The sequence below is a fragment of the Pseudomonas sp. Wu6 genome (assembly GCF_019891515.1).
Classification (GTDB): Bacteria; Pseudomonadota; Gammaproteobacteria; order Pseudomonadales; family Pseudomonadaceae; genus Aquipseudomonas; species Aquipseudomonas orientalis_A.
The window spans coordinates 213,154-228,019 of sequence record NZ_JAFLXH010000001.1 but is presented as its reverse complement, the minus strand read 5'-3'; the positions used below and the strand labels follow the sequence as shown (position 1 = coordinate 228,019).

The window sequence follows — 14,866 nt, the reverse complement described above, 5'->3', positions numbered from 1 at the left end:
AGATAATCGCGCGCTACGGGGATCAGCGTTGTTTGGTCCATTTTTGACTTAGGTAGAGACTTGTCCGGCAAACCAGTGGGGAATCATTTTGCCCCTGCGGAGTCGGAACAATGCTCGCCAACCTGGCATATAGATAGCTGGCCGTTGGTTTTTTGATCTGTTTTCGGCGAGGGTTGCTCGTGATTGTTAGTCCCTGTAATGCACCAAAATTGTCTGCCAAACGGTTACGAAACGCACTGGTGACGGGCTCTGCCCTGTTCTGCCTGTTCGGCGCGGGTCAACTGTGGGCATTCAGTCTGGACGATGTATCGGCCAAGGCAAAAGAGCTGGCCGGGCAGAAATACGAAGCTCCGCGCAGCAATCTGCCGAACGAATTCCGCGAAATGAAATTCGCTGACTACCAGAAGATTCGTTTCCGTAATGAAAAAGCCGAGTGGGCCGATCAGAACACCCCGTTCAAGCTGTCCTTCTATCACCAGGGTATGCACTTCGATACGCCGGTGAAAATCAATGAAGTCACCGCCGACAGCGTCCAGGAAATCAAGTACGACCCCAATCGTTTCGATTTCGGCGACGTGAAGTTTGATCCAAAAGCCACCGAACAGTTGGGTTATGCCGGCTTCCGGGTGCTGTTCCCGATCAACAAGGCCGACAAGCAAGACGAAATCATGACCATGCTCGGCGCCAGCTATTTCCGCGTCGTCGGCAAGGACCAGGTGTATGGCCTGTCCGCCCGTGGCATGGCGATCGACACGGCGCTGCCGTCCGGCGAAGAATTCCCGCGTTTCACCGAGTTCTGGATCGAGCGTCCGAAGCCGGGCGACAAGCACCTGGTGATCTTCGCCCTGCTCGATTCGCCGCGTGCGACGGGCGCCTACCGCCTGATCCTGCGTCCGGGCACCGACACTGTGGTCGACGTCAAGTCCCAGATGTACCTGCGCGACAAGGTGAGCAAGCTGGGCGTGGCCCCGCTGACCTCGATGTTCCTGTTCGGCGCCAACCAGCCGTCCAAGGTCCTCAACTACCGTCGTGAACTGCACGATTCCAGCGGCCTGTCGATCCATGCCGGCAATGGCGAGTGGATCTGGCGCCCGCTGAACAACCCTAAACACCTGTCGGTCAGCAACTTCAGCGTGGAAAACCCGCGTGGGTTCGGCCTGCTGCAACGCGGTCGCAACTTCAGCCACTACGAAGATCTGGACGACAACTACGACAAGCGCCCAAGCGCCTGGATCGAACCTGAGGGCGACTGGGGCAAAGGCACCGTCGACCTGGTAGAGATTCCTACCGCTGACGAAACCAACGACAACATCGTTGCCTTCTGGAGCCCGGCCGAACTGCCGGAAGTCGGCAAGCCGCTGGATGTGTCCTACCGCCTGCACTGGACGCTGGACGATGCCGCCTTCCATTCGCCGGACAGCGCCTGGGTCAAGCAGACCTTGCGTTCCACCGGTGACGTGAAGCAATCCAACCTGATCCGTCAGCCGGACGGCACCGTGGCCTACCTGGTGGACTTCGAGGGCCCGGCCCTGAAGAAACTGCTGCCTGACGCCCCGGTACGCAGCCAGGTCAGCGTTGGCGACAACGCCGAGCTGGTTGAAAACAGCGTGCGCTACAACGAGCACACCAAAGGCTGGCGCCTGACGCTGCGCATGAAGATCAAGGACGCAAGCAAGCCGACTGAAATGCGTGCGGCGCTGGTGCAGGAAATTGCACAGGCCGAGCCTGAACAGGTCTCGACCCACGTGCTCAAGGCTGACAAGGTCCTGGCCAAGCAACACGAGAAACAGGCCAAGAAAGACGCCAAAGAGGCGAAGGACAAGGACGCCAAGCAGCCAGAAGCTGCACCGGCCCCTGTCACGCCGGAGCCGGCCAAGACCGAACAAGTCCTGACCGAAACCTGGAGCTACCAGTTGCCCGCCGATGAGTAATTCACAAGTCAAGCCGGAAACTCTGACCGAGTATCTGGCGCATCTCCCCATGACGGCTGAGCAGCGCGCCGAGCTGGCGGGCTGCAGCTCCTTCAGCGAGCTGCACGAACGCCTGTCGTCCGCCACCTTCGACGCACCCACCGACGCCGCCCAAGCGTCGGTGGGCCGCAGGCTGACCCTCAGCACGGCCGAAGAGCTGCAGGACGCGGAGATGCTGGCGCTCGACGCCAGCGGCCGCGTGTGCCTGAAGGCCACGCCGCCGATCCGTCGGACCAAAGTGGTGCCCGAGCCTTGGCGCACCAACATCCTGGTACGCGGCTGGCGTCGGATGACCGGGCGCACCAACCCGCCGAAGCCGCCGAAAGACGAACGGGTACTGCCTGCCGCGCGCTGGCGCACCGTGGGTTCGATCCGCCGCTATATCCTGCTGGTGCTGATGCTTGGCCAGACCATCGTCGCCGGCTGGTACATGAAAGGCATCATGCCGTACCAGGGCTGGTCGCTGGTCGACTTCGACGAGATCCGCAACCAGACCCTGCTGCAAACCGCTACCCAGGTACTGCCTTACGCACTGCAGACCAGCATCCTGATCATGTTCGGGATTCTGTTCTGCTGGGTGTCGGCCGGTTTCTGGACCGCGCTGATGGGCTTCCTCGAGCTGCTGACCGGTCACGACAAATACCGTATCTCCGGTAAAAGTGCCGGCGACGAGCCGATTCCCAAGGATGCACGTACCGCGCTGGTGATGCCGATCTGTAACGAGGACGTGCCCCGGGTGTTCGCCGGTTTGCGTGCCACGTTCGAATCGGTGGCCGCGACCGGCGACTTGGACCGTTTCGACTTCTTCGTGCTCAGCGACAGTAATGAAGCGGATATCTGCATTGCCGAACAGCAAGCCTGGCTCGACGTGTGCCGCGAAGCCGGTGGTTTCGGCAAGATTTTCTATCGCCGCCGTCGCCGTCGCGTCAAGCGCAAGAGCGGCAACCTCGACGACTTCTGCCGTCGCTGGGGCGGTGACTACAAGTACATGGTGGTGCTCGACGCCGACAGCGTGATGAGCGGCGAATGCCTGACCAGCCTGGTACGCCTGATGGAAGCCACGCCGGATGCCGGGATTATCCAGACCGCGCCGCGTGCGTCGGGCATGGACACCCTGTATGCGCGCATGCAGCAGTTCGCCACCCGCGTTTATGGTCCGCTGTTTACCGCCGGTCTGCACTTCTGGCAGTTGGGTGAATCCCATTACTGGGGCCACAACGCGATCATCCGCATGAAGCCGTTTATCGAGCACTGCGCCCTGGCGCCGTTGCCGGGTAAGGGCGCGTTTGCCGGTGCGATCCTCTCTCACGACTTCGTTGAAGCAGCGCTGATGCGCCGCGCCGGCTGGGGCGTGTGGATTGCCTACGACCTGCCGGGCAGCTACGAAGAACTGCCTCCCAACTTGCTGGACGAACTCAAGCGTGACCGTCGCTGGTGCCACGGTAACCTGATGAACTTCCGCCTGTTCCTGGTCAAGGGCATGCACCCGGTGCACCGTGCGGTGTTCCTGACCGGCGTGATGTCCTACCTGTCGGCGCCGTTGTGGTTTTTCTTCCTGGTGTTGTCGACGGCCTTGCTGGCGGTGAACACCCTGATGGAGCCGCAGTACTTCATGGCGCCGCGCCAGTTGTACCCGCTGTGGCCGCAATGGCATCCGGACAAGGCGGTGGCACTGTTCTCCACCACCATCGTGCTGCTGTTCCTGCCTAAACTGCTGAGCATCATCCTGATCTGGGCCAAGGGCGCCAAAGAGTTCGGCGGCAAGTTCAAGGTGACCCTGTCGATGCTGCTGGAGATGCTGTTCTCCATGCTGCTGGCGCCGGTGCGCATGATCTTCCACACCCGCTTTGTACTGGCCGCGTTCCTCGGCTGGGCCGCGACCTGGAACTCGCCGCAGCGCGACGACGACTCCACGCCGTGGAGCGAAGCGGTCAAGCGTCACGGTCCGCAGACCTTGCTGGGCTTTTTGTGGGCGTTACTGGTGGTGTGGCTCAACCCAAGCTTCTTGTGGTGGCTGATCCCGATCGTCGGTTCGCTGATGCTGTCGATCCCGGTGTCGGTGATTTCCAGCCGGGTCAAGCTGGGCCTCAAGTCCCGCGATGAGAGCCTGTTCCTGATCCCCGAGGAATACAATCCGCCGCAGGCATTGCTGTCGACCGAGAAGTACACCCACGAAAACCGTTGGCACGCGCTCAATGACGGGTTTGTGCGTTCGGTGGTCGACCCGCAGCAGAACGCCCTGGCCTGTGCCCTGGCGACCTCGCGGCACCGCGAGGCGGAGCCGATCGAGTACCTGCGGGTGGAGCGTGTTCGTCACGCGTTGAAAGTCGGCCCGGCCGGCCTCACCAACAGCGAGCGCCTGGCCCTGCTCAGCGACCCGGTAGCCCTGGCGCGTTTGCATGAACAGGTGTGGAGCGAAGGCCACGCCGAGTGGCTGGATGCTTGGCGTGCTTCGATCAAGGCTGATCCGCACGCGCCATTGCTCCCGCTGCAACCGCTGTCGTCCCAGGCTCAACCGGCCTGATTCAGACGCCCCCGAGGGCCCACCTCGGGGGCGTTTCAAGCGCTGGTCCTACAGCGTTTTGCGCCGCTTCCTTTCCTCCCTAACTCCTTGTTATTTCGAAACAAAAGACCTTCGTTCGAAGCGTATTGCCGTGCCTGTGGCTGGGGTAGCATCGCCCCCCAAATTTGACGCGCCACGGGGGCACACATGTTCAAAAGGTATTGTTCGGCACTGCTGATAGGTGTTGTCGCATTGCTTCACACCGGCTTGCTCTGTGCCGGGGCGATTGACGACGCTGTGCGCCGTGGCGTGCTGAAAGTGGGCACCACGCCGACTTACGTACCGTTCGAAATGACGGACAAGCAGGGACGCATCATCGGCTTCGAGATCGACCTGCTCCAGGCGATGAGCCGCGCGCTGGGGGTAGAACTCGAACTGGTCGCGGTGCCTTACACGGAGTTGCTGTCGGGGCTGATGGCGGAGAAGTACGACCTGATCGGCAGCGGCATGACGGTAACCCAGGAGCGCAACCTGTACCTCAACTTCAGTGACTCTTTTATCGTGGTGGGCCAGTCGGTCCTGCTGCACCCGCGCCTGGCCGGCAAAGCATCGAGTATCGAAGACCTGAACGAGTCTGGCTATCTGATCGCAGTCACCGAAGGCACCACTGGCGAGGCAGCGGCGCAGCGCTTCCTGGGGGCGGCGCGGCTCAAGCGTTTCACTACGCCGGAGGAGGGCGTGCGCCACGTGGTGGAGGGCAAGGCCGACGCCTTTGTCTACGATGCGCCCTACAACCTGATCGCCATGACGCGGCCCGAGAACAGCGCATTGTTGACGCTGGAGCAGCCGTTTACCTTTGAGCCCCTGGCGTTCGGCCTGAAGAAAGGTGACTACGACAGCCTCAACTGGGTCAATCACTTCCTCAACCAGGTGGCCCAGGACGGCACCTACGATCAACTGCATGACAAGTGGTTCAGGGACACTGCCTGGATGGCGGAGATCGACTGATGGTCATAACTACTTACACATCAACTCATTAGCGAGTCTGCGCGTCGACCCGTCCAGGCGTTTAGTCAGGCGCAGCGCCGTAGTGTTTCTCTTACCTGCGTCGATAACATTTAGTCGTGAAACCTTTGTGACGGGCAGCGAGTGCGTTAGGATCGCACCCCGAAATGGCGCAGCCCATACTGCGCCGGCCTTACAAAAAACGTTCAGGGGTCTTGATGATGAAAAAGTATCTTTCGATGCTGATGCTCGGCGTCACCGCACTGGTGGCGGCGACTGCGGCCCAGGCTGGCGCCATCGATGATGCGGTCAAGCGCGGCACGCTGAAAGTCGGCATGGACCCGACCTACATGCCGTTCGAAATGACCGACAAGCGCGGTGAAATCATCGGCTTTGAAGTCGACATCCTCAAGGCCATGGCCAAGTCCATGGGCGTCAAGCTGGAGCTGGTGTCCACCGGCTACGACGGCATCATCCCGGCCTTCCTGACCGGCAAGTTCGACATGATCGGCAGCGGCATGACCCTGACCCAGGAACGCAACCTGCGCCTGAACTTCAGCGAACCCTTCATCGTGGTCGGCCAGACCCTGCTGATTCGCAAGGAGCTGGAAGGCACCATCAAGTCCTACAAAGACCTGAACGATGAAAAATACCGCCTGACCTCCAAGCTGGGCACCACCGGTGAGATGGTCGCCAGGAAGTTGATCGCCAAAGCCAAGTACCACGGCTACGACAACGAGCAGGAAGGCGTGCTGGACGTGGTCAACGGCAAGGCGGACGCCTTTGTCTACGACGCCCCGTACAACGTGGTGGCCGAGAAGAAAGTCGGTAACGGCAAGCTGGTGTTCCTGGAAGAACCCTTCACCTTTGAGCCCCTGGCGTTCGGCTTGAAGAAAGGCGACTACGACAGCATCAACTTCATCAACAACTTCCTGCACCAGATCAGGAACGATGGCACCTACGATCGCATCCATGACAAGTGGTTCAAGAGCTCCGAGTGGCTCAAGGATATGGAATAAGGCTTAAGACCGAGTTGCCTGTATCGGGGGCAAGCCCCCTCCCACACTTGTAATGCGTTTCCCTGTGGGAGGGGGCTTGCCCCCGATGGCGGCCGACCAGGCAACACCTATGCGGACAGTGAAATGAAACAGAAAAAAGCCCAATGGCCCTGGCACCTGCTGACCGTGGTCGTGCTGGTCGGCCTGGCCGGCGCCTTGTACTACGCCACCTCGCTGATGTCCTACGAATGGCGCTGGAACCGCGTGCCGCAGTATTTCGCCTATCAGGCCGAAGAAGCGCAGCGTGCAGCCGATATTTCCACCGTCATCGAGCTGGTCCGCAAGGGCGATGTGGCCGAGGTGACGCTGCGCAGTGATGCCGGTGCCGAGCAGAAGGTGACGGTCGCCGACAACAGCCTGCAAGTGGCGCGTGGCGATGATGTGGCTGAAGGTGACGTCATCGGTGTCAACCGCCATTGGGCACTGGGCCCGTTGATGTGGGGCCTGTGGACCACGCTGTGGTTGTCGGTGGTGTCCGGCATCCTGGGCCTGGCGATTGGCCTGGCCACCGGCTTGTGCCGGCTGTCCAGCAACCCGACCCTGCGCGACCTGTCGACGATCTACGTCGAACTGGTGCGCGGTACGCCGCTGCTGGTACAGATCTTCATTTTCTATTTCTTTATCGGCACGGTACTCAACCTGTCTCGGGAGTTTGCCGGGATCGCGGCACTGTCGCTGTTCACCGGCGCCTACGTGGCGGAAATCGTGCGTGCCGGTGTGCAATCGATCACCCGTGGCCAGGACGAGGCCGCGCGCTCCCTGGGCTTGAGCGCCAGCCAGTCGATGCGGCATGTGGTGTTGCCGCAGGCGTTCAAGCGCGTCCTGCCGCCGCTGGCCGGTCAATTCATCAGCCTGGTGAAAGACACCTCGCTGGTCTCGGTGATCGCGATCACCGAGCTGCTCAAGAGCGGGCGCGAAGTGATCACCACCTCGTTTTCGCCGTTTGAAATTCTGTTCTGTGTGGCAGGCCTGTACCTGCTGATCAACCTGCCGCTGTCGAAGATGGCCAGCCGGCTTGAGCGGAGGCTCGCGCAAAGTGATTGAAGTCCGCGATCTGGTAAAAGTCTTCGATACCCGTGGCCATGTGGTGCGCGCCGTGGACCATGTCACCACCCAGGTAGCCAGGGGCGAAGTGCTGGTGGTGATCGGCCCGTCCGGTTCCGGCAAGTCCACCTTTCTGCGCTGTCTTAATGGGCTGGAGGAGTTCGATTCAGGTTCGGTCAGCATCGACGGCCTGCAACTGGCCGACCCGAAGACCGATGTGAATGCCTACCGCCGTGAAGTCGGCATGGTGTTCCAGCATTTCAACCTGTTCCCCCACATGACCGTGCTGGAGAACCTGTGCCTGGCGCAAAAGGTCGTGCGCAAGCGCGGCAAGCGCGAGCGTGAGGCCAAGGCCCTGGCATTGCTGGAGAAGGTCGGTATCGCCCAGAAAGCCAATGAGTTTCCGTCGCGCCTTTCCGGAGGCCAGCAGCAGCGGGTAGCGATTGCCCGAGCCCTGGCAATGGAGCCCAAGGTGATGCTGTTTGACGAACCGACCTCGGCGCTGGACCCGGAAATGGTCGGCGAAGTGCTCGACGTCATGAAGACCCTGGCCCTGGAAGGCATGACCATGGTCTGCGTCACCCACGAGATGGGCTTTGCCCGTGAGGTGGCGGACCGGGTGTTGTTTTTCGATCACGGGAAATTGCTGGAAGACGCGGCGCCGGCCGAGTTCTTCGATGCGCCCAAGGACCCGCGCGCCCAGGCTTTCCTGCGCCAGGTGCTATGACTGTAGGAGCGAGCTTGCTCGCGAAGATCGTCAACGATAACGCAGCGCACCTTAAATGAACGCGGCGGCCTTGGGCTTTTCGCGAGCAAGCTCGCTCCTACAGTGGTGGTTCTTCAGAACTTGAATTTGCCGACCAGCGTCTGCAGATCCACGCTCAACCTGGTCAATTGAACACTCGCCGCCGCCGTTTCCTCGCTGGCGGCTGCGGTCTGTTCCGACACATCCCGCACTTTCAATACGCTGCGATTGATTTCCTCGGCCACTGCGCTTTGCTGCTCGGCGGCGGCGGCAATCTGCGGGTTCATTTCCTGGATCACCGCCACCGTGCGGGCAATCGCCGCCAGGGCCTCGCCGGCGTCGCGGGTCAGGGCAACGCTGTTGTCGGTCAGGGTGCGGCTGCTGTCCATGATGTCGGCTACCTGCTGGGTACCGTTATGCAGGCCGAGGATCAGCCCTTCGATTTCTTCAGCCGATTCCTGCGTGCGTTGGGCCAGGCTGCGTACTTCATCGGCGACCACGGCGAAGCCTTGGCCGGCAGTGCCCGCGCGCGCCGCTTCGATCGCGGCGTTCAGGGCCAGCAGGTTGGTCTGCTGGGACACGGACTTGATAACGTCCAGCACGCTGGCGATCTTCTGGCTTTCCTGTTGCAGGGTCAGCATTGCGCGGCCGGACAAAGCCATTTCACTGGCCAGGTTGCCGATTTGCTCAACGGCCTGAGTGACCACCTGCTCGCCGGCGCCGGCCTGCTGATCTGCTTCGTTGGCGGCAACGGAAGCGCGTTCGGCATGGCGCGCAACCTCTTGGGCGGTGGCGAGCATTTGATTCATCGCCGTTGCCACCTGGTCGGTTTCATCTTTCTGCTGGTTGAGCCCGTTACGGGTCTGCTCAGTGACGGTGGACAACTGCGTCGCCGCACCGGCGATCTGGCGGGCGCTGTCACCGATGCCGCTGATCAGGCTGCGCAGGCTGCGGGTCATTTGGCCGATGCTGTGTTGCAGTTGGCCCAGCTCGTCGCGACGCTCCACCTGGATGTCGTGGCTCAAGTCGCCCTCGGCCACACGGTTGGCGGCGATCAGGATGCCACGCAACGGCGAGGCGATCTGCCGGGCAATCCACCACGCGGCCAGCGCTCCCAATACCAGCGCAGCCAGAGTGACGCCGATCAGCAATGTATGAGTCTGGGCCGCCTCCTGATTGCGCTTGGTGTTCTGGCTCTGGCTCAGCAAGTCGCTTTTCTCGCGCAACTCGTTGAGCTGCTGCTCGAAGCGGTTTTGCACGTTTTCGACGCTGAGTTGGGCTTCCTTGAGCTTGACCAGTTGTGCGCGGTAGTTGGCCAGGTCGGTTTTGAGCAGCGTGGAGTCCACCGGCAGCGTGGTGACGGCGGCCTGTGCGGCATCCAATGCGTCCAGCGTCTGATTGGCGGCCTCGGCATAGGCTTGCAATGAGTCGGCCGCCCAGGCGGGGTTCTGGGCGCGATCCTCAGCCTGCTCCATGGCTTGACGCAATTGCTCGATGGCATCGAGCGCCTTTTCGTCATTCTGGTCGGGCAAGTCGCTGGCGAATTGGGCCAGGGTGTCACTGGCTTGCAGGGCAGATGTCTTCAGCGCCGGGCGGATGTTCTCGCGCTGCTCGATCAAGGCCGGTAGCTGCGCCAGCGCCGTCTTGAAGTCGGCTACCAGGCTTGCCGCCTCTGCAATGCGTTGCAGATCGACCGGGTCTATCAGGCGCTGCGAAAGGTCTGTCAGATGCTGGTCGATTTTCTCGATCTTCTGCGTCATCTGGTCCAGGCTGGCCTTGTCCGCCAGGGTGCGGTACACGATGCGGTCGGCGCGCATGGCCTGCGCCTGGACGGCCAGCTCGCCCAGGCTCGTCAGGCTGTCGGAGCGATAAAGGATGGCGTTCAAGGCCTGCCAGCCCGTTGCAGAGATGATGAAGCTGAGCATCAGCACTTGGCCAAAACCCAGCGCGAGCTTGAGGCGTACGCTGGCGTTCGCCAGCATGCGGGTCAGCCGAGATAACATGGCGCACCTCCCATTCAGAAAAAAGCGTTTCGCGACAGATGAACGCTAATTCGAATTGGAGTGAGGGCGGGCTGATAACCGTGTAGGAAATTTCACAAGATGCGGCAGCCGCAATCGGCTGCCGCGCAAGTTCGGTCAGATGCGGAAGCGACCGACCAGGGTTTGCAGGTAGATGCCCAGGCGCGCCAGCTCAGCACTGGACGCCGCCGTTTCTTCGCTGGCCGAAGACGTTTGCTCGGAGACATCGCGCACATTCAACACGCTGCGGTTGATCTCTTCGGCAACGGCGCTTTGCTGCTCGGCGGCGGTGGCGATCTGCGAGTTCATCGCCTGGATGGTCGACACGGTGCGGGTGATGCTCTCCAGCGCGCTGCCGGCCCGGCGCGTCAGTTCGACACTGCTGTCGGTCAGGCCGCGACTGTTGTCCATGATGGTCGCCACCTGCTGCGTGCCGTTTTGCAGGCCGACGATCAGCTCCTCGATCTCCTCGGTGGACTTCTGTGTGCGCTGGGCCAGGCTGCGCACTTCGTCGGCGACCACGGCGAAGCCACGCCCGGCTTCACCGGCACGCGCCGCTTCAATGGCCGCGTTAAGCGCCAGCAGATTGGTCTGCTGGGCCACGGACTTGATAACGTCAAGCACGCTGCCGATCTTGTCACTTTCGCGCTTCAGATCGCCCATGGCGATCGTCGAGTTGCCGACCTCGGTGGCCAGGCGTTCGATCTGGGCGATGGCTTCACCGACCACTCGGTCGCCTTCGCGGGCCTGCACATCGGCGGCCACGGCGGCTTCCGACGCTTCTTCGGCATTGCGCGCCACTTCCTGCACGGTGGCGGCCATTTCGTTCATGGCCGTGGCGACCTGGTCGGTCTCGACCTTCTGGCTGTTGACCCCGGCGCTGGTCTGCTCGGTGACGGCCGACAGTTGTTCGGCGGCGCTGGCGATCTGGGTCACGCCGTCGCTGATACCACCGATCAGCTCGCGCAGGCCCACGGTCATGCTCTGCATGGCGCGTTGCAGTTGGCCCAGTTCATCCTGGCGGGCGGACTCCAGGTTGTGGCTGAGGTCGCCCGAGGCCACGCGCTCGGCGACCTTGAGGGTTTGATTGAGCGGGATGATGATCTGGCGGGTGATGGCCCAGGCGGCGACGAGGCCAAACAGCAGCGCCAGCAGGGTAGACAGCAGCAACAGCTGTTTGGCTTGGGCGGCGTCACTGTCGCGGACCACGGTTTGCGAGGCAGTGAGTTTGCTGCTGCGGTCCAACAGAATGTCGCCCTGGACGTTCATGATTTTCAGCGCGGCGGCGCTGGCTACCTGCGAGTCACGGTACTGGCTGACAGCGGCGCGGTAGGCTTGCAGCGAGGTGCCGGCCTGCTGCAGGTTGGTGGAAAATTGATCAGGTAGCTGGCCGTTGAGCGCGGCGATTTTCTTCAGGGCATTATCGATGGCATCCAGCGCGGGCTGCTCGGCTTCGACTTTGCCGCTGTAGGTGTAGCCGCGCACCTGGAACCGCGCCTGCTGGATCAACTTGCTCAGGTCGACGATGCTGTTGAACTGGTTGACGCTGTCGCCCTGTAGCAGGGTCTTTTCCACTTCGCCGACTTTGAGTACCGCATTGTCAGCAGTATCGCCGAGCTTGCTGCGCGCGTTTTCGCGATTGGCACCGGCCTGGACCATGGTGTCGAAGGCGCGCTTGTACTGGTCAACGGCGGCGAGTTGGTCATCGACCAGCGCGATATCGGCGGGCTGTTCAATCAGCGCCCGGGCCGTTTTCAGGCCGCTTTCCAGCTGGCCCAGAAAACCATTGACTGCCCCCGGGCCCTGTTCGCCACGGCGCATTTCAAAGTCCAGGCGCGCGATGCGCAGTTCCTTGCTCAAATCGTTGAGGCTGGCGATGTAGCCCAGTTTGTCGCCACGGCTGATCACGCCCGAGAGCCCGGCCCAGCCGGTGAGTGTGATGATTAATGTAAGCAGCAACACCAGGCCGAAGCCGACGCCCAACTTGGTTTTGACGCTGACATTCCCCAGCTTTTCGGCTAACCAACGATACATGCTGCAAACTCCCCTGGAACAAGGCTTGGACTTATTCCGGGGTTATCGGCATGTACGCAGGATTCTGTAGCAACACGATCCAATGTGGGAGGGGGCTTGCCCTAATGCCAATCATTTAAGCGTACACCACCCCCTGTAGGAGCGAGCTTGCTCGCGAAAAACGTCAACGATAACGCATGCTTCCTGAATGAACGCGGTGCCTGTGAGTTTTTCGCGAGCAAGCTCGCTCCTACAAAAAGCCTTAGCTGACTGGCATTGGGGCAAGCCCCCTCCCACACTGGACTGGTGTCAGAACAAGCGGGCGAGCAGGGCGGTCACGGCGGTTTCAACCCGCAGGATGCGCGCACCGAGTTGCACCGGCTGCAGGCCGGCCTTGCTCAGCAATTCGACTTCGTAGGGTATCCAGCCACCTTCCGGCCCGATCGCCAGGGTCACCGGTTCATCCAGGCCGCGAGGGCAGGGCGGGTAGTCGCCGGGGTGGCCGATCAGGCCAAGCGTGCCGGTGGTCATGGCCGGCAAGCGATCTTCAACGAACGGCTTGAAGCGCTTCTCGATAATGATCTCGGGCAATACCGTGTCCCGCGCCTGTTCCAGGCCGAGGATCAGCTGCTCGCGAATCGCTTCAGGCTCCAGGAACGGGGTCTGCCAGAAGCTTTTTTCCACGCGGTAGCTGTTGACCAGTACGACCTTCGGCACGCCCATGGCAGCCACCGTTTGCAGCACCCGACGCAGCATCTTCGGGCGGGGCAGGGCCAGCAGCAGGGTCAGCGGCAGTTTGCTCGGCGGCGCCTGGTCGAAGCCGACGTGCAGCTCGGCTTCCCCAGCTTCCAGGCGCAGCAGCTGGGCATTACCCATCAGCCCGCCAATGCGGCCCACACGCACGTTATCGCCGACCACGGCGCGGTGCACCTCCTGCATATGCACCAGGCGTCGATCACGCAGCACCACCCGGTCGGCCGCGATAAAGTCGGCGTCTTCCAGCAGCAGCAGGTTCACGGCTGGGTCGCTGGCGGCTGGTCGTCGTCGGCAGTCTGGTCGTCCGGGTGCTCGCCACGCTTGCTGATCAAGCCGCTGAACAGGATGCCGATCTCGAACAGCATCCACATCGGCACGGCCAGCAGGGTCTGGGAGAAGATGTCCGGCGGGGTAAGGATCATGCCGACCACGAAGCAGCCGATGATCACGTAGGGGCGGATTTTCTTCAGGTAAGCCACGTTGACGACGCCGATCCACACCAGCAACACCACCGCCACCGGAATTTCGAAGGCTACGCCGAAGGCGAAGAACAGCGTCATCACGAAGTCGAGGTAGCTGGTGATGTCGGTCATCATTTCCACGCCGGCCGGGGTGGCGGCGGCGAAGAATTTGAAGATCAGCGGGAACACCAGGAAGTAGGCGAAGGCCATGCCGGTATAGAACAGCAGGATGCTCGACACCAGCAACGGCACGGCGATGCGCTTCTCATGCTTGTACAGCCCCGGCGCGATGAAGCCCCAGATCTGATGCAGGATCACCGGGATCGCCAGGAACAGCGAAACCATCATGGTCAGCTTCAACGGCGTCAGGAACGGCGAAGACACGTCGGTGGCGATCATCGTCGCGCCGGCCGGCAGATACTGGCGCAGCGGCGTGGAGACGAAGGTATAGATCTGCTGGGTGAAGGCAAACAGCCCGGCAAAGATGATGAAGATGGCCGCTACGCAACGCAGCAGGCGGGTACGCAGCTCGGTGAGGTGCGAGACCAGCGGCATGTGCTGGTCGTTTTCCGGTTTATCAGCGCTCATGGGGCTCGCGGCGGCAATGTAGGGTCATGGGGCGCGGGCGACGCAACGGGCGTCGGCGCAGGCTCTGTTGGCGCGGTCGGTGCCGGTGGGGCGGCTTCAGTCGCCGGCGCGATACTGTTCTGGGCCACAGGTTCCACCGGTTTGGCGGGCTCCTGCACCGGCGACAGAATCTTGCGCGTCTCCTGCTCCAACGACAGGATGTGCTCGTTGTGCAATTGCCGGCGGATCTCGTCGGCACCGATTTCCCGCTCAACTTCCTGTTTGATCGCGTTGAAACTGCGTTTCAGGCGCCCGATCCACAGGCCGGCCGTGCGTGCCGCACCGGGCAGGCGTTCGGGGCCCAATACCAGCAGGGCCACGAGGCCGACGAGCAGCAGTTCAGAGAAGCTGATACCAAACATTAGTCAGTGCTCACGAGTCTTTGCGGGTCGGCTCTTCGACTTTTTCAGCCTGCACGTCGAAGGTACGACGCTCGGTGATCGGCTGGGCGGCCTGCGGGTGCACAGGCTGGGCCGGTGGAACCGGGTTTGCAGTGGGTTCGGCCGGCTTTTCGTCGTCGTTCATGGCTTTGCGAAAGCCCTTGATCGACTCGCCGACATCGGTGCCCAGGTTCTTGAGTTTCTTGGTGCCGAACACCAGTACCACGACCACCAGAATGACGATCCAGTGTTTCCAGTCAAAAATACCCATGCTGCAAATCCT

At 61.8% G+C, this 14,866-nt stretch carries 11 protein-coding genes and 2 pseudogenes; 6 read left to right on the top strand and 7 right to left on the bottom strand.

The window, feature by feature from the left end:
• Positions 1-179: 179 nt before the first annotated feature.
• The 6 genes and pseudogenes from J1G34_RS00915 to J1G34_RS00890 all read left to right on the top strand — a co-directional run bounded on the left by J1G34_RS00915 (position 180) and on the right by J1G34_RS00890 (position 8,307).
• Positions 180-1,931 (top strand): glucan biosynthesis protein G, encoded by a 1,752-nt coding sequence (locus J1G34_RS00915; protein ID WP_065893742.1) that lies wholly within the window; start codon positions 180-182, stop codon positions 1,929-1,931.
• Positions 1,924-4,496, top strand: a pseudogene (mdoH, locus tag J1G34_RS00910) (glucans biosynthesis glucosyltransferase MdoH); the annotation flags it as partial. The gene J1G34_RS00915 and the pseudogene mdoH, both read left to right, overlap by 8 nt.
• Positions 4,497-4,680: 184 nt before the next feature.
• A complete protein-coding gene (locus tag J1G34_RS00905; RefSeq protein ID WP_222993060.1) occupies positions 4,681-5,481 on the top strand; it encodes a transporter substrate-binding domain-containing protein in 801 nt (266 codons plus the stop codon).
• 218 nt (positions 5,482-5,699) lie between these two features.
• Positions 5,700-6,497 (top strand): transporter substrate-binding domain-containing protein, encoded by a 798-nt coding sequence (locus tag J1G34_RS00900; RefSeq protein WP_065893741.1) that lies wholly within the window; start codon positions 5,700-5,702, stop codon positions 6,495-6,497.
• 123 nt (positions 6,498-6,620) lie between these two features.
• Complete coding sequence (locus tag J1G34_RS00895; RefSeq protein ID WP_065885727.1) at positions 6,621-7,580, top strand: amino acid ABC transporter permease; 960 nt, start codon at positions 6,621-6,623, stop codon at positions 7,578-7,580.
• A complete protein-coding gene (locus J1G34_RS00890) occupies positions 7,573-8,307 on the top strand; it encodes an amino acid ABC transporter ATP-binding protein (protein ID WP_065885726.1) in 735 nt (244 codons plus the stop codon). Before J1G34_RS00895 ends, J1G34_RS00890 begins: the two co-directional genes overlap by 8 nt.
• A 113-nt stretch (positions 8,308-8,420) precedes the next feature.
• On the opposite strand, the gene J1G34_RS00885 is transcribed toward J1G34_RS00890, so the two are convergent.
• The 7 genes and pseudogenes from J1G34_RS00885 to J1G34_RS00860 all read right to left on the bottom strand — a co-directional run bounded on the left by J1G34_RS00885 (position 8,421) and on the right by J1G34_RS00860 (position 14,854).
• Positions 8,421-10,328 carry a methyl-accepting chemotaxis protein gene (locus tag J1G34_RS00885; RefSeq protein WP_222993058.1) on the bottom strand — a complete coding sequence of 636 codons (1,908 nt, stop codon included), beginning with the start codon at positions 10,326-10,328 and terminating at the stop codon, positions 8,421-8,423.
• A 135-nt stretch (positions 10,329-10,463) separates the two neighbouring features.
• The gene (locus J1G34_RS27540) at positions 10,464-11,168 is read right to left on the bottom strand and encodes a methyl-accepting chemotaxis protein (protein ID WP_370671216.1); all 705 of its coding nucleotides are present in this window, start codon (positions 11,166-11,168) and stop codon (positions 10,464-10,466) included.
• A gap of 201 nt (positions 11,169-11,369) precedes the next feature.
• Positions 11,370-12,380: pseudogene (locus tag J1G34_RS27535) on the bottom strand (methyl-accepting chemotaxis protein); the annotation flags it as partial.
• Between the two features lie 288 nt (positions 12,381-12,668).
• Complete coding sequence (locus J1G34_RS00875) at positions 12,669-13,376, bottom strand: 16S rRNA (uracil(1498)-N(3))-methyltransferase (protein WP_122561617.1); 708 nt, start codon at positions 13,374-13,376, stop codon at positions 12,669-12,671.
• The gene (tatC, locus tag J1G34_RS00870) at positions 13,373-14,164 is read right to left on the bottom strand and encodes a twin-arginine translocase subunit TatC (protein WP_065885722.1); all 792 of its coding nucleotides are present in this window, start codon (positions 14,162-14,164) and stop codon (positions 13,373-13,375) included. Before tatC ends, J1G34_RS00875 begins: the two co-directional genes overlap by 4 nt.
• Positions 14,161-14,565 (bottom strand): Sec-independent protein translocase protein TatB, encoded by a 405-nt coding sequence (gene tatB / locus J1G34_RS00865; RefSeq protein ID WP_065893710.1) that lies wholly within the window; start codon positions 14,563-14,565, stop codon positions 14,161-14,163. Before tatB ends, tatC begins: the two co-directional genes overlap by 4 nt.
• A gap of 10 nt (positions 14,566-14,575) precedes the next feature.
• A complete protein-coding gene (locus tag J1G34_RS00860) occupies positions 14,576-14,854 on the bottom strand; it encodes a twin-arginine translocase TatA/TatE family subunit (RefSeq protein ID WP_065885720.1) in 279 nt (92 codons plus the stop codon).
• Between the last annotated feature and the right edge of the window lie 12 nt (positions 14,855-14,866).